Annotated in this window: 15 protein-coding genes; 8 read left to right on the top strand and 7 right to left on the bottom strand. The window is 70.1% G+C overall.

Going from position 1 to position 13,756, the window contains the following annotated elements; genetic code table 11:
- Nucleotides 1-113 precede the first annotated feature (113 nt).
- A complete protein-coding gene (locus E1161_RS22590) occupies nt 114-866 on the bottom strand; it encodes an SDR family oxidoreductase (protein WP_207920351.1) in 753 nt (250 codons plus the stop codon).
- 94 nt (nt 867-960) lie between these two features.
- Between E1161_RS22590 and E1161_RS22585 the strand changes: the two genes are divergently transcribed.
- From E1161_RS22585 to E1161_RS22570, 4 genes are read left to right on the top strand one after another with little or no spacing between them, the layout of a single operon-like run.
- The gene (locus E1161_RS22585) at nt 961-1,710 is read left to right on the top strand and encodes an enoyl-CoA hydratase family protein (RefSeq protein ID WP_132626527.1); all 750 of its coding nucleotides are present in this window, start codon (nt 961-963) and stop codon (nt 1,708-1,710) included.
- Entirely contained in the window at nt 1,711-2,580 is an 870-nt protein-coding gene (locus E1161_RS22580; protein WP_132626525.1) for a CoA transferase subunit A, read from the top strand.
- On the top strand, nt 2,577-3,320 hold the full coding sequence (locus tag E1161_RS22575) for a CoA-transferase subunit beta (RefSeq protein ID WP_132626523.1): 744 nt from the start codon (nt 2,577-2,579) through the stop codon (nt 3,318-3,320). Before E1161_RS22580 ends, E1161_RS22575 begins: the two co-directional genes overlap by 4 nt.
- A gap of 11 nt (nt 3,321-3,331) precedes the next feature.
- Complete coding sequence (locus E1161_RS22570; RefSeq protein ID WP_132626537.1) at nt 3,332-4,384, top strand: NAD(P)H-dependent flavin oxidoreductase; 1,053 nt, start codon at nt 3,332-3,334, stop codon at nt 4,382-4,384.
- Nucleotides 4,385-4,434: 50 nt separating this feature from the next.
- Here the strand turns inward: E1161_RS22570 and E1161_RS22565 are convergent, their stop codons facing one another.
- From E1161_RS22565 to E1161_RS22555, 3 genes are read right to left on the bottom strand one after another with little or no spacing between them, the layout of a single operon-like run.
- Nucleotides 4,435-5,061 (bottom strand): TetR/AcrR family transcriptional regulator, encoded by a 627-nt coding sequence (locus E1161_RS22565; RefSeq protein ID WP_235875229.1) that lies wholly within the window; start codon nt 5,059-5,061, stop codon nt 4,435-4,437.
- A gap of 44 nt (nt 5,062-5,105) precedes the next feature.
- On the bottom strand, nt 5,106-5,879 hold the full coding sequence (locus E1161_RS22560; RefSeq protein WP_132626521.1) for an SDR family oxidoreductase: 774 nt from the start codon (nt 5,877-5,879) through the stop codon (nt 5,106-5,108).
- Nucleotides 5,876-7,066, bottom strand: a complete 1,191-nt coding sequence (locus tag E1161_RS22555) for an acyl-CoA dehydrogenase family protein (protein WP_132626519.1) — start codon at nt 7,064-7,066, stop codon at nt 5,876-5,878. The genes E1161_RS22560 and E1161_RS22555 overlap by 4 nt, the downstream gene beginning before the upstream one ends.
- 104 nt (nt 7,067-7,170) lie before the next feature.
- Between E1161_RS22555 and E1161_RS22550 the strand changes: the two genes are divergently transcribed.
- From E1161_RS22550 to E1161_RS22535, 4 genes are all read left to right on the top strand, one after another.
- The gene (locus E1161_RS22550) at nt 7,171-8,025 is read left to right on the top strand and encodes an enoyl-CoA hydratase (protein WP_132626517.1); all 855 of its coding nucleotides are present in this window, start codon (nt 7,171-7,173) and stop codon (nt 8,023-8,025) included.
- A 3-nt stretch (nt 8,026-8,028) separates the two neighbouring features.
- A complete protein-coding gene (locus tag E1161_RS22545) occupies nt 8,029-9,144 on the top strand; it encodes an acyl-CoA dehydrogenase family protein (RefSeq protein ID WP_132626515.1) in 1,116 nt (371 codons plus the stop codon).
- Nucleotides 9,141-10,115, top strand: a complete 975-nt coding sequence (locus E1161_RS22540) for an acyl-CoA dehydrogenase (RefSeq protein ID WP_132626513.1) — start codon at nt 9,141-9,143, stop codon at nt 10,113-10,115. The genes E1161_RS22545 and E1161_RS22540 overlap by 4 nt, the downstream gene beginning before the upstream one ends.
- 123 nt (nt 10,116-10,238) lie before the next feature.
- Nucleotides 10,239-11,312 (top strand): acyl-CoA dehydrogenase family protein, encoded by a 1,074-nt coding sequence (locus E1161_RS22535; RefSeq protein ID WP_132626511.1) that lies wholly within the window; start codon nt 10,239-10,241, stop codon nt 11,310-11,312.
- A gap of 201 nt (nt 11,313-11,513) precedes the next feature.
- On the opposite strand, the gene E1161_RS22530 is transcribed toward E1161_RS22535, so the two are convergent.
- The 3 genes from E1161_RS22530 to E1161_RS22520 form a co-directional block, all read right to left on the bottom strand.
- The gene (locus E1161_RS22530; RefSeq protein ID WP_132626509.1) at nt 11,514-11,942 is read right to left on the bottom strand and encodes a MaoC family dehydratase; all 429 of its coding nucleotides are present in this window, start codon (nt 11,940-11,942) and stop codon (nt 11,514-11,516) included.
- Nucleotides 11,943-11,944: 2 nt separating this feature from the next.
- Nucleotides 11,945-12,406: a MaoC family dehydratase N-terminal domain-containing protein gene (locus E1161_RS22525; RefSeq protein ID WP_132626507.1), complete on the bottom strand. Its 462-nt coding sequence runs from the start codon at nt 12,404-12,406 to the stop codon at nt 11,945-11,947.
- 137 nt (nt 12,407-12,543) lie between these two features.
- Nucleotides 12,544-13,704: an acetyl-CoA C-acetyltransferase gene (locus tag E1161_RS22520; protein WP_132626505.1), complete on the bottom strand. Its 1,161-nt coding sequence runs from the start codon at nt 13,702-13,704 to the stop codon at nt 12,544-12,546.
- Nucleotides 13,705-13,756 lie beyond the last annotated feature (52 nt).

Genomic DNA, 13,756 nt, shown 5'->3' with positions numbered 1-13,756 from the left:
ACCCCGCCCAGCCCCCAGTGAAATCCGGACCCGAAATCCCACTGAAACCCGGAACCGGACTTCCACTGAAATCGAGGTCTCGTGGGGAGGAGACGGACTTGGGGTTGTTGTGGTCAGGAGCGGATTGCGTTGAGGTAGGCCGTTCGTTCGCCTCCACCGTCGACGGTGATCGTCGAACCGGTGACGTAGGAGGCCAGCGGTGAGGCCAGGAAGAGGCTGGCGTTGCCGACGTCGGAAGGCTCGGCCAGGCGTCCCATGGGGACGATCGAGCTCAGGTCGGTGTCGCCGTAGTGGTCGGCTTGGTCCTCCGAGCGGACCAGCCCCACGACCACGCCGTTGACGCGCACGTCGGGTGCGAGTTCCTGGGCGAGCGTGCCGGTGAGGTTGTCCAAGCCCGCCTTGGCGGCTCCGTAGGCCGCCGTGCCCGGTGAGGGACGGCGCCCGGAGACGCTGCTGATGTTGATGATCGAGCCCCCGGACTCCACGAGCGCGTCCCGCGCGTGCTGGGCGAGCAGCAACGGGGCGATCAGGTTCAGCTCGACGACCTTGCGGTGCAACCGGATCGACGCGCTGGCGGTGTCGGCGACCGGCGTGCCACCCGCGTTGTTGACCAGCACGTCCAACCGCCCGGAGCGCTGCCGGATGTTGCTGATCAGCTCGGCGACCTGCTCGCTCTCCCGGACGTCGACCTGCGCGAAGTGCGCGGTGGCCGAGCCGTGCGAGGGCAGCTCGTCGACCGGTTTGCGGGCGCAGACGTGGACCTCCGCCCCGGCGCGCAGGAACGTCTCGGCGATGCCCGCGCCGAGGCCCCGGGTTCCCCCTGTCACCAGCACGACCCGGCCGGTGAGGTCGATCTCGATGCCCATCCGCCGCTCCCTGCGTTCTCGCCCCTGGCGGGGTGTCCTGCGGTGTTGCTACGGTAACAACCCAACCAAACAAGTGCTAGGTTTGGCAGGTGGCATGGGCACGCACATCGAACGGCGGGACGGCGGAATCGTGGTCCTCACCGTCGACCACCCACCGGTGAACGCACTGCCGGTCAAGGGCTGGTTCGACCTCGCCGAGGCGCTGCGCGACAGCGGCGCCGAACCGCAGACCCGGGTCGTGGTGCTGCGCGCCGAGGGACGCGGCTTCAACGCGGGTGTGGACATCAAGGAACTGGCCGCCGACCCCGGCCACGACAAGCTCGTCGCCGTCAACAACGGCTGCTACGAGGCGTTCAAGGCCGTCTACGAGTGCCCGGTGCCGGTCATCAGCGCGGTGCAGGGGTTCTGCGTGGGCGGCGGCATCGGCCTGGTCGGGAACTCCGACGTGATCGTTGCCAGCGACGACGCGACCTTCGGCCTGCCGGAGGTGGACCGGGGAGCCCTGGGCGCGGCCACGCACCTGTCCCGCCTGGTGCCGCAGCACATGATGCGCGCCATGTTCTACACCGGGCAGACGGCCACCGCTCAGCAGCTGGCCGAGTTCGGCTCGGTGCACGAGGTCGTTGCGCGCGAAGGGCTCCTGGACGCCGCGCTGGAGGTGGCCGCCGACATCGCGGCCAAGAACCCGCTGGTGATCCGCAAGGCCAAGGCCGCGCTCAACGGCATCGACCCGGTGGACGTCAACCGCAGCTACCGGTTCGAGCAGGGCTTCACCTTCGAGCTCAACCTCACCGGGGTGTCGGACGAGATCCGCGCCGAGTTCGGCCGCGAGAAGGAGGCGTAGGTGCAGGACAAGCAGCTGACCGTCGACGAGGTGGTCTCCCACCTGCGCAACGGCATGACGATCGGCATCGGTGGCTGGGGCTCGCGGCGCAAGCCGATGGCGCTGGTGCGCGCGATCCTGCGCTCCGACCTCGAGGACCTGACGCTGGTGTCCTACGGCGGTCCGGACGTCGGATTGCTGTGCGCCGCGGGCAAGCTCCGCAAGGTCGTCTACGGATTCGTCTCGCTGGACTCGATCCCGCTCGACCCGCACTTCCGAGCGGCCCGCCAGCGCGGAGAGCTCGACGTGGCCGAGTACGACGAGGGCATGGTGCTGGCGGGGCTCCGCGCGGCCGCGGCGCGACTGCCGTTCCTGCCCACGCGCGCTGGACTCGGTTCCGACGTGATGGCGCTGAACCCGGACCTGCGCACCGTCCGCTCCCCCTACGCCGACGACGAGGAGCTGGTCGCGATGCCAGCGCTGGAACTGGACGTCGCGCTGGTGCACATGAACCGCGCCGACCGCTACGGCAACGGCCAGTACCTCGGCCCCGACCCGTACTTCGACGACCTGATGTGCGCGGCGGCCGAGACGAGCTTCCTCAGCTGCGAGCGGATCGTCGCGACCGAGGAGCTCACCGAGGCCGCTCCCCCGCAAACGCTGCTGATCAACCGCCTCCACCCGCAGGGCGTGGTGGAAACGCCGCACGGCGCGCACTTCACCAGCTGCGTGCCCGACTACGGCCGCGACGAGGCCTTCCAGCGGCACTACGTCGCCAGCGCGAAACCCGAGCGGTGGGAGGCGTTCCGCGCCGAGTTCCTCGACGGGGACGAAGCGGACTACCAAGCGGCCGTCGAGGAGTTCCACGCGCGCGCGGAGGTGCCGGCATGACGATCACCAGGGCCGAGGTCTGCGCGGTGGCCTGCGCGGACAGCTTCGCCGACGCGGGTTCGGTCATCGCCTCGCCGTTCGGCACGATCCCCTCGATCGGCGCCCGCCTGGCGCGGCTGACCACGGCTCCCGAGCTGCTGCTCTCCGACGGCGAGGCGATGCTGATCGCCGGAACACCGCCGCTGGGCGAGGAGTCCACCGCCACGGTCGAGGGCTGGCTGCCCTACGGCAAGGTCCTCGACCTGCTGGCGGGCGGGAAGCGCCGGGTGATGATGGGTGCCTCGCAAGTGGACCGGTTCGGCAACCAGAACATCTCCCGCATCGGCGACTGGGCGCAGCCCAAGGTGCAGCTGATCGGGGTCCGCGGGGCACCGGGCAACTCGGTCAACCACACGACGAACTACTGGGTCCCCAACCACAGCACCAAGATCTTCGTCGAAGCCGTGGACCTGGTGGCCGGTGTCGGGCACGACCGGGCGCGTCAGGTCAGCGCGAAGCACCACGACGTGCAGGTCGTGGTGACCGACCTGGCGGTGATGGACTTCCGTGGCCCGGACGGCTCGATGCGGCTGCGTTCGGTGCACCCCGGGGTGAGCGTGGAGGAGGTCCGGGACAAGACCGGTTTCGAGCTCGCCGTCGACGAGGTCGCCGAGACCCGGTTGCCGACCGACGACGAGCTCGCCCTGATCCGCGACCGGATCGACCCGAGAGGGTTGCGGGACGAGGAGGTTTCGGCGTGACCGAGCAGCTGCTGCGCACGCCGCTGTGCGACCTGACCGGCGTGCGCCACCCGATCGTGCAAACGGGCATGGGCTGGGTGGCCGGGCCGAGCCTGGTCTCGGCGACCGCGAACGCGGGCGGGCTGGGCGTGCTGGCCTCGGCGACGATGACGTTGCCGCAGCTCACCGACGCGGTTCGCGAGGTCAAGGAGCGCACCGGCGAGCCGTTCGGGGTGAACCTGCGCGCCGACGCCGGTGACGCGGAGGAGCGCGTCGACCTGCTCATCCGCGAGGGCGTGAAAGTTGCCTCGTTCGCGCTCGCGCCGTCGCAGCGGCTCATCGGCAAGCTCAAGGACGCCGGGGTCGTGGTGATCCCGTCCATCGGCGCCCGCAGGCACGCCGAGAAGGTCGCGGCGTGGGGCGCGGACGCGGTGCTGGTGCAGGGCGGCGAGGGCGGCGGGCACACCGGCGCGGTGGCCACGACCCTGCTGCTGCCGCAGGTGGTGGACGCGGTGGACATCCCGGTCATCGCCGCGGGCGGTTTCTTCGACGGCCGCGGCCTGGCCGCTGCGCTGTGCTACGGCGCGGCGGGAGTGGCGATGGGGACCCGCTTCCTGCTCACCACCGACAGCCGTGTTCCGGACGAGGTCAAGCGCTCCTACTTGGAGGCCCAGGTCGGCGACACCGTCGTCACGTCCCAGGTGGACGGTCTGCCGCACCGGATGCTGCGCACCGATCTCACCGAATCAGCCGAGTCGCGGGGGCTGCTCCGCCGTCTCCCGGACGCGCTGCGCCAGGCGGTGGCTTTCAAGTCGCTCACGGGCATGTCGTGGCGGCAGCTCGTCACCGACGGGTTGGCCATGCGCAAGGCCCAGAAGCTCCCGCTGCACCGCGTCCTGCTCGCCGCCAACACGCCGATGCTCATCAAGTCGGCCCTGGTGGACGGTCATCCGGAAGCCGGGGTCCTCCCCGCGGGCCAGGTCGTCGGCATGATCGACGAGCTCCCGAGCTGCGAGGAGCTCATCGACGACCTCGTCGCCGAAGCGGCGAGCACCCTCCGACGGGCCGGCGCGCTCACCACGTGACCACGACCCGCGAAGTTCGACGCCCGGGCTCCGGAGTCGAACTTCGCGCGTCAGCGGGTGACGATGCCGTCGCAGAGGATGTTGATGTACTGGTCCGCGATGGACTTGATGCTCAGCTTGCCGCCCGGGTTGAACCAGTGGACGGTCGTCCACACGGTGTCGCGGATGAAGCGGTAGGTGAGCTTGGCGTTGAGGTCTTCCCGGAAGACCCCGCTCTTCTGCCCTTCCTGGAGGACCTTCAGCCAGGTCTTCTCGAACTCGTCGGCCACACCGGGCAGGTAGTCGAAGCGCTCGAACTGGGCCAGGTAGTTGGCCTCGTTCTGGAAGATCGCGATCGCGGCCGGGTGCTGGCGCAGCGCCGCGTAGGACCGCTTGATCAGCTCGGTGAGCGCGGTGCGCGGGTCCTCGGCCTCCTCGATGATCTTGGCGTTGGCCTGCCGCTGGTCGTCGAGGAATTCGCGCAGGATCTCGTCCACCATCGCCTCCTTGGAGTCGAAGTGGTGGTAGAGGCTGCCGGAGAGGATGCCTGCGGCGTCAGCGATGTCGCGGACCGTGGTCGCGAGGAACCCACGGGTGGCGAACAGCTCGCCGGCGATCGCGAGCAGTTCGGCTCGGCGTTCGGAGCCGTTCTCCCGCGCCGGGCGGTTGCGTGCGGACAAGCGCTTGGTCGAGACCACGAGACCATCCTCTCAAAGCCGCTGCGGCGTTGCGCGCCGGAGGGTCATGGGTGCTGGTTGGAGACCGAGATGACCTCGCCGGTGAGGTAGGTCGAGTAGTCCGACGCGAGGAAGACGATCACGTTGGCGATCTCCCACGGCTCGGCGGAGCGGCCGAACGCCTCGCGCTGGGTGAGCGTGGACAGGAGTTCGTCGGAGGTGACCTTGGCCAGGTTCTCGTGCATCACCAGGCTCGGGGCCACGGCGTTGATCCGGACGCCGAGCGCGGCGGCGTCCATCGCGGCGCAGCGGGTCAGCGCCATGACCCCGGCCTTGGCGGCCGCGTAGTGGGACTGCCCGGCCTGCGCCCGCCAGCCGACGACGGAGGCGTTGTTGACCACGACGCCGGGGTTGCCCTGGTCGCGGAAGAGCCGGGTCGCGGCGCGCGTGCAGCGGAAGGTGCCGCCGAGGGTGACGTCGACGACCTTGTCCCACTGCTCGTCGGTCATCTCCAGGATCGAGGCCGTGCCGCCGAGACCGGCGTTGTTGACCACCACGTCGACCTGGCCGAAGGTGCTGGTCGCGGTGTCGAACATCCGCTGCACCTGGGGCTCGTCGGTGACGTCGCAGGCCACTGAGGTGACCTTGGCTCCGGCCAGCTCGGCGAGTTCGGCGCAGGTCTCGGCGAGCCGGCGCTCGTGCCGGTCGCTGATGAGCACCTGCGCGCCTTCTTCGAGCATCCGGCGCGCGACCGCCGAGCCGATTCCGGTGCCTGCGGCGGCGGTGACCACCGCGGTCTTGCCGTTGAGCAGTCCGTGCGCGGGCGGGGCCTGGGTCATCGGGTGCCCTCCTGGGGTCGGGGTTCGCGCGGCAGGCCGAGCACCCGCTCGGCGATGATGTTGCGCTGGATCTCGTTGGAGCCGCCGTAGATCGTGTCGGCGCGGGTGAACAAGAACAGCCGCTGACGGCTGTCGAGGTCGTAGGGCTCGCCCTGGGCGATGAGCCCGTCGGGGCCGGCGACCGCCACGGCGAGTTCGCCGAGCTCGCGGTGGAAGTTCGACCACAGCAGCTTGACCACCGATGATTCGGGACCGGGCGGACCTTCGGCGCCGAGCAACCGGAAGACGGTGCAGCGCAGGGCTTCAAGGTCGGTCCACGCGCGGGCGATGCGGTCGCGCAGCAGCGGGTCGCCGAGGGCACCGCTGGCGCGGGCCTGCTCGGTGATCTCGGCGAGCTCACGGCGGAAGACGACCTGCTGGTCGACGGTTCCGATGCCGCGTTCGAACCCGAGCGTGCCCATCGCGACCTCCCAGCCCTGCCCGACCTCGCCGACGACGTTCCCGGCTGCGGTGCGGGCGTCGTCGAAGAACACCTCGTTGAACTCCGAGGTGCCGGTGAGCTGCATGATCGGGCTCACCCGGATGCCGGGCTGGTCCATCGGCACCAGGAAGTAGGACAGCCCCTGGTGGCGGCGCCGTTCGGGGTCGGTGCGGGCGAGCACGAAGCACCAGTCGGCGACGTGCGCCATCGACGTCCACACCTTCTGGCCGTTGAGCACCCACTCATCGCCTTCCAGGCGGGCGGTGGTGGCGACGTTGGCGAGGTCGGAGCCCGCGCCGGGCTCGGAGTAGCCCTGGCACCACAGCTCGCGCGCACCGACGATCTCGGGCAGGAACCGCTCCTGCTGCTCGGGGCTGCCGAAGGCCATCAGGGTGGGCCCGAGCAGCTCCTCGCCGATGTGGCCGACGCGCACCGGCGCCCGAGCACGGGCGTACTCCTCGTGGAAGATGACCTGCTGGCCGACGCTGGCTCCGCGCCCCCCGAACTCCCCGGGCCAGCCCAGGCAAGTCCACCCGTGTTCGGCCAGCAGCCGGTCCCACGCGAGCCGCACGTCGAACCCCTCGTGCTCGCGTCCGGGGCCGCCGAGTCCTCGTGCTTCGGCGAACTCTCCGGTCAGGTTCTCGGACAACCACTGCCGGACTTCGCGGCGGAAGGCCGCTTCCTCGGCGCTGTCGGTGAGGTCCACAACCGCCTCCTCGGCGTCGTTCCCGCGTCGGCACACTACCAAGCACTTGCTTGTTCGGCTAACCTCGACGTGCCGCAATCGCAAGGCCGAGCTAGGAGCTCCCGATGGCAGCAGAAGAAGCGGTCGTCCACTACGAGGTCCGCGACCAGGTCGCCGTGGTGACGATGAACCGGCCCGACTACCGCAACGCGCAGAACTCGGTGATGACCTACGCGCTCGACGACGCGTTCTACCGGGCCTGCGAGGACGACCGGGTCAAGGTGATCGTGCTGGCCGGCGAGGGCAAGCACTTCTCCGCCGGTCACGACATCGGATCGCCCGAGCGCGACATCGACGTCAGCTACCCCCGTCGGGCGGGCCTGTGGTGGGACCACACCAAGCACTCCGGCGGCGAGTCGCGCTACGCCCGCGAGCAGGAGGTTTACCTGGGCATGTGCCGCCGCTGGCGCGAGATGCCCAAGCCCGCCATCGCCTCCGTGCAGGGCGCCTGCGTGGCCGGCGGCCTGATGCTTGCATGGGTGTGCGACCTGATCGTGGCCAGCGACGACGCGTTCTTCGCCGACCCCGTGGTGAAGATGGGCATCCCCGGGGTGGAGTACTTCGCCCACCCGTGGATGCTCGGCCCGCGGATAGCCAAGGAGTTCCTGTTCACCGGCAGGCGGATGAGCGCGCAGCGGGCCCACGAGATCGGCATGGTCAACCAGGTGGTGCCGCGCGAGGAGCTCGCCGACGCGACCTTGAACCTGGCGGGCAACATCGCGGAGATGCCGATGTTCGGCCTGTCGCTGACCAAGAAGGCGATCAACCAGGCCGAGGACCTGATGGGCATGCACAGCGGCATGGACTCCGCCTTCGGACTGCACCACTTCGCCCACGCGCACAACGCCGAGGTCGGCAAGGACTCCCTGGCGGGCATGGACGCGCGCAGCATGAAGAAGTCCAACCGGGAACGTGGGTGAGCCGTGGACCTGGAGTTCTCGCAGACCGAACTGGCCTTCCGCGACGAGGTGCGGGCGTGGCTGCGCGAGCACGTGCCCGCCGAACCGCTGCCGTCCCTGGAGACCGCTGAGGGATTCGCCGCGCACCGCGAGTGGGAGGAGCTGCTGCACTCAGCGGGTTTGTCGGTGGTGTCGTGGCCCGAGGAGTTCGGCGGTCGCGGCGCGTCGCTGCTGCAGTGGGTGATCTTCGAGGAGGAGTACTACGCCGCCGGAGCTCCCGGTCGCGTCAGCCAGAACGGCATCTTCCTGCTCGCCCCCACGCTCTTCGAGCACGGGACCGACCAGCAGAAGCAGCGCTACCTGCCGCGGATGGCCGCGGGCGAGGACATCTGGGCGCAGGCGTGGTCCGAACCCGAAGCAGGCAGCGACCTGGCCGGGATCCGCTCGACCGCGCGCCGCGTCGACGGCGGCTGGCTGCTCAGCGGCAACAAGACGTGGAGTTCGCGCGCGGCGTTCGCCGACATCGCGTTCGGCCTGTTCCGCAGCGACCCGGACGCGCCACGCCACAAGGGCCTGACCTACTTCCTGTTCCCGCTGGACGCGCCCGGGGTCACGGTGCGGCCCATCCAGCGGATCGACGGCAAACCGGCCTTCGCCGAGCTGTTCCTCGACGAGGTCTTCGTACCGGACGCCGACGTGCTGGGCGAGGTCGGCGACGGCTGGCGGGTCGCGATGAGCACGGCCAGCAACGAACGCGGGCTCACGCTGCGCAGTCCGGGCCGATTCCTGGCCACCGCGCGGAAGCTGACCGAGCTGCCCGGCGGGCTCGACGACGACCGGGTGGTCGACGCGTGGGTGTCCGCGCAGGCGTACCGGCTGGCGACGTTCGAGACGGTGACCAAGGTGCTCGACGGCGCGGGCCTGGGCGCCGAGGCGAGCCTGAACAAGGTCTTCTGGTCCGAACTGGACACGTCGATGCACGAAACCGCCTGGGACCTGCTCGGGCCGGACGCGGAGACGAGCTCGTGGGTCGAGGGATACCTCTTCTCGCTGGCCGGCCCGATCTACGCCGGGACCAACGAGGTCCAGCGCAACATCGCCGCCGAGCGGTTGCTCGGCCTGCCGAGGGGGTCGCGATGAGATTCGTGCTCGAACCCGAGCAGCAGGACATGGCCGACACCTTGCGTGCGATGTTCACCGCGGCCGACGTGCCGGCCATCGCCCGCTCCTGGGCCGACGGGGACGCCGAGAGCTGGCGCAAGCTGTGGCGGAGCCTCGCCGACCTCGGCGTCACCGGCGTGACGCTGCCGGAGGAGCGCGGCGGGCTCGGCCTCGGCCCCGTCGAGCTCACCCTCTGCCTGCAGGAATGCGGCTACGCCGGATTGCCGGGGCCGGTGATCGAGTCGCTGGCGTTCCTCCCGGCGCTGCTGCCCGACCTCATCGCCGACACCAGGGTCCGCACCGCGGTCGTCGAGCGGCACGTTCCCCACGCGCTGGACGCCGACCTCGCCGACGAGGTCTACGCGTGCGGCCCGGGATCGAGCCGCCTCCTACCCGGGGCCCCATCGCAGCGCAAGGGTTCCTTCGACGCCGCGCGCCGGTTGTTCGAGGTCGGGGACGGCTCCGGGGAGGAGATCCCCGGCGCGGATTTCGAGCGAGCCTTCGACGTCGCCGTGCTGGGGTGCGCCGCCTACCTGCTCGGACTGGGGCACCGGATGCTCGACCTGGCCACCGAGCACGTCAAGCAGCGGCAGCAGTTCGGACGGCCGGTCGGTGAGTTCCAGGCGGTCAAGCACCACCTCGCCAACGCCCTGCTCAAGCTCGAGTTCACCCGTCCCCTAGTCCGAGGCGCGGCGCTGTCCGCGGGCACCCCGCACGGCGGCCGCGATGCCTCGGCCGCCAAGCTCGCAGCGGCCGACGCCGCCCACCTGACCAGCCGAATCGCCCTGCAGGTCCACGGCGCCATCGGCTACACCGCCGAGCACGACCTCCACCGCCACCTCACCAAGACCGCGGCCCTCCGCCAGTCCTGGGGAACCCCCGCATGGCACCGCCGCCGCATCGCCCGAACCCTCACCACAGACCCGGACACCCCCATCGGTAGCCCCTGACCGCCCGCGCGGGGTTCCCGATTTCAATGGAAATCAGGACTCCGATTCCCACTGGAATGGGGAACCTCACCGGAAGGTCAGCACGGATACGAGTCGGATGAGACCCGGAGTTGGGAGGTTGTCGTGAGGTTTGCTTTCACCGAGGAGCAGGACGAGTTGCGCGGGGTCGTGCGGCGGTTGGTGGACCGGCGGGGTGGACCGGAGGTCCATGAGCCCGATGTCGTGGCCGAGGGGTTCGACCGGGAGGTGTGGGCGCAGCTCGCCGAGCAGGTCGGGGCGCATTCGCTGGGGATTCCGGAGGAGTTCGGAGGTGGTGGGTTCAGCCTGCTGGAAACGTTGATCGTGGTGGAGGAGCTGGGTCGGCGGTTGTCGGACATCCCGTTCCTGGGCGGCGTGGTCCTGGCCTCCGAGGCGGTGCTGGCCACGGGTGACCGGGCGGCGTGCGAGCGGCTGCTGCCGGGGATCGCCTCGGGCGAGCAGGTGGTGTCCCTCGCCTGGGCTGAGCCCGGAACGGGCTGGGCGCGTGGCAGTTTCCGCACGACGGCCCGAAGCGACGGCGACGCGTGGCTGCTCGACGGGCGCAAGGTGCACGTGCTCGACGGGGCCCAGGCCGACACCGTCCTGGTGCTGGCCACCGCCGACGGACGACCCGCGCTGTTCGAGGTCGCCGAGCCCGAGGCCACCGCTACCGCTCCCCTGGACTTGACCCGCCGGATGGCCGAGATCCACCTGCACAACGCCCCGGCGCGACTGCTGGGCGTTCCCCCGGTGCAGCGCATCCTCGACGTCGCCGCAGCGGCGGTGGCCGCGGAATCGGTGGGAGCCGCTCAGCGGTGGCTGCACGAAACCGTCGAGTACACCAAGGTGCGGACCCAGTTCGGCCGTCCGATCGGCTCGTTCCAAGCGCTCAAGCACCGGCTGGCCGACTGCTACGTGGCCGTGGAGTCCGCGCGCTCGCTGTCCTACGCCACGTCCTGGTCCGTGTCCACTCAGGACGATCGGGCGAGCGAACTGGCGGCCATGGCGAAGTCCGCCTGCACCGAGGCCTACTACGCGATCGCCGCCGAAGGCGTGCAACTGCACGGAGGCATCGGGATCACCTGGGAGCACGAGGCGCACCTGCACCTCAAGCGCGCCCACTCCGCGATCCAGCTGTTCGGGACCCCGAGCACCCACAGATCCACCCTGCTGACCTGAGGGTTGTTCCTCCCGGACATCACCTCGCTCAGCGGTGCGGGTGGCGGAACTCCAGCGGCCCTCTGGCTCCGGGAGCCACAACGATGAAGCCGGTGCACGGCGTTGCGGCCGTCCTCACCAGTGAACCGCTGAACCGCGGCGGTGCGAGCTGGGTCCCACACCTGAGGCGGCGGCTATCGCCGCACTGGGAAATGACGACCCCTACGCCAGGCGGACGACGGCTCGGGCTTCGGCCAGGACCTCGGCTCCGCCGGAGGTGGCTGAGAGTTCCACCACCGCGCGGTTGTCGTCGAGCTTGTCCGTCACCTGACCTGCTACCTCGACCTCGACGCCGGTGTCGTCGTCGGGCACGACCACCGGCTTGGCGAACCGCACGCCGTACTCCTCGACCGCGCCGGGGTCACCGACCCAGTCGGTGACCAGCCGGGCGGCCTCGGCCATCGTGAGCATCCCGTGCGCGATGACGTCCGGAAGTCCGGCCGACTTGGCGATCCGCTCGTTCCAGTGGATCGTGTTGAAATCGCCCGAGGCACCGCAGTAGCGCACCAGCGTCAGCCGCTGGATGGGATAGCGCTGCGGAGGGATCTCCGTGCCGACCTCGACCTGGTCGAAAGCCACGCTCGCAGCCACGTTCACCGCCCTCCCTCTGCGGTTCCACGAGAGATGATCGTGTTGACCGCTGTTCCGACCACGTCGCCGTGGACGTCGACGATGTCGGTCTCGATGCGCACCAGCTCGTTGCGGCCCGCATCGCGGATCTCCACGATCCGGCCCTTCGTGCTGAGGACGTCACCGGCCCGGATGGGGCGCCGGTAGCTGAACTTCTGCTCGCCGTGCACCACCATCCGGTAGTTCAGCCCGAAGTCGGGACGCAGGATCGGGTTCTTCTCCGACGCCGCACCCGTGGCCACGATGCCGAAGGTCGGCGGTGCGATCACGTCCGGGTGCCCGAGCGCGCGAGCCGCGGCCTGATCCCGGTAAGCCGGGTGGGGGTCACCGATCGCGTCGGCGAACTCGCGGATCTTGCCGCGGGTGACCTCGTAGGCCTCGTCGGAGGCGAACTCGAACCCGATGTAATCCCTGTTGATCGCCACGCTTCCTCCTTCCACCACCTGAGCAGCGTCGTGGCGATGCACCGCGACGCCGCGTGAACGACATGCTCGAGGAGTGGCGCGGAGCCGCTCAGGTTCCCCCACTCGCACCGCTGAGCGAAGTGTTGGCTGGAAGGGGTTCACAGCCGCTCGATGATGGTGACGTTGGCGGTTCCCCCGCCTTCGCACATGGTTTGCAGGCCGTACTTCCCCCCGGCGCGCTCCAGCTCGTTGAGCAGGGTGGTCATCAGCTTCGCGCCGGTGGCGCCGAGCGGGTGGCCGAGCGCGATGGCGCCCCCGTTGGGGTTGACCTTGGCTGGGTCGATGTCGATCTCGTCCTGCCAAGACAGGACGACGCTGGCGAAGGCTTCGTTGATCTCCACCACGTCGATCTCCGACGCGGTGAGACCTGCCTTGTCCAGCGCGTGCTTCGTGGCGGGGATCGGCGCGGTCAGCATCTTCACCGGGTCGTCGCCGCGCACGCTCATGTGCCGGATGCGGGCGCGGGGGGTCAGCCCGTGCTCTCGGACGGCCTGCTCGGAAGCCACCAGCAGCGCCGCTGATCCGTCCGAGATCTGGCTGGCCACACCGGCGGTGAGACGACCCCCGTCTGTGAGGGTCTTGAGCCCGGCGAGCTTGTCCAAGCCGGTGTCGCGCCGCGGCCCCTCGTCGTGCTCGACGCCTGCCAGCGGTGCGATCTCGCTGTCGAAGTGCCCGCCGTCGATCGCGGCGATCGCGCGGAGGTGGCTGCGCAGCGCGAACTCCTCCATCGCCTCGCGGGAGATGTCCCACTGCTCGGCGATGAGCTCGGCGCCCCGGAACTGGGTGACGACCTCGTCGCCGTAGCGCTTGGCCCAGCCCTCCGATCCGCAGTCCGGCCCGTAAGCGCGGGGGAACCCGAGTTGGTCGGACCCGCGCAGCGAGCTACCGATCGGGATGGCGGTCATGTTCTGGACACCGCCCGCGACCACCACGTCGTTGACACCGGACATCACCGCTTGTGCGGCGAAGTGCACCGCCTGCTGCGAGGAACCGCACTGGCGGTCCACGGTGACGCCGGGCACGTGCTCGGGGAAGCCGGCCGCGAGCCATCCGGTGCGGCCGATGTTGCCCGCCTGCGCCCCGACGGTGTCGACGCAGCCCCAGATCACGTCGTCGACCCCCGCCGGGTCGATCCCGGTGCGGTCCACGAGGCTCTGCAGCACGTGCGCGGACAGGTCCGCCGGGTGAACCCCGCTGAGCCCGCCGCCGCGCTTGCCGACCGGCGTGCGAACCGCGTCGATGATGTAAGCCTCCGCCATGAGGAGTCCCTTCGTCGGCACCAGTGGCCAGCTCAGAGAGTAGTGTCGGCGA

The sequence above is a fragment of the Saccharopolyspora aridisoli genome, assembly GCF_004348445.1.
GTDB classification, from domain to species: domain Bacteria; phylum Actinomycetota; class Actinomycetes; order Mycobacteriales; family Pseudonocardiaceae; genus Saccharopolyspora; species Saccharopolyspora aridisoli.
The sequence above is the reverse complement of the archived record's forward strand: the minus strand, read 5'-3'. Positions and strand labels throughout refer to the sequence as shown.

Bases quoted from the DNA above. Each gene is read 5' to 3' on its own strand.
- E1161_RS22540 (WP_132626513.1), top strand. From the start codon at position 9,141: ATGAGATTCGTGCTCGAACCCGAGCAGCAGGACATGGCCGACACCTTG.
- E1161_RS22560 (WP_132626521.1), bottom strand. From the start codon at position 5,879: ATGACCCAGGCCCCGCCCGCGCACGGACTGCTCAACGGCAAGACCGCG.
- E1161_RS22585 (WP_132626527.1), top strand. From the start codon at position 961: ATGGGCACGCACATCGAACGGCGGGACGGCGGAATCGTGGTCCTCACC.
- E1161_RS22590 (WP_207920351.1), bottom strand. From the start codon at position 866: ATGGGCATCGAGATCGACCTCACCGGCCGGGTCGTGCTGGTGACAGGG.
- E1161_RS22575 (WP_132626523.1), top strand. From the start codon at position 2,577: ATGACGATCACCAGGGCCGAGGTCTGCGCGGTGGCCTGCGCGGACAGC.
- E1161_RS22520 (WP_132626505.1), bottom strand. From the start codon at position 13,704: ATGGCGGAGGCTTACATCATCGACGCGGTTCGCACGCCGGTCGGCAAG.
- E1161_RS22550 (WP_132626517.1), top strand. From the start codon at position 7,171: ATGGCAGCAGAAGAAGCGGTCGTCCACTACGAGGTCCGCGACCAGGTC.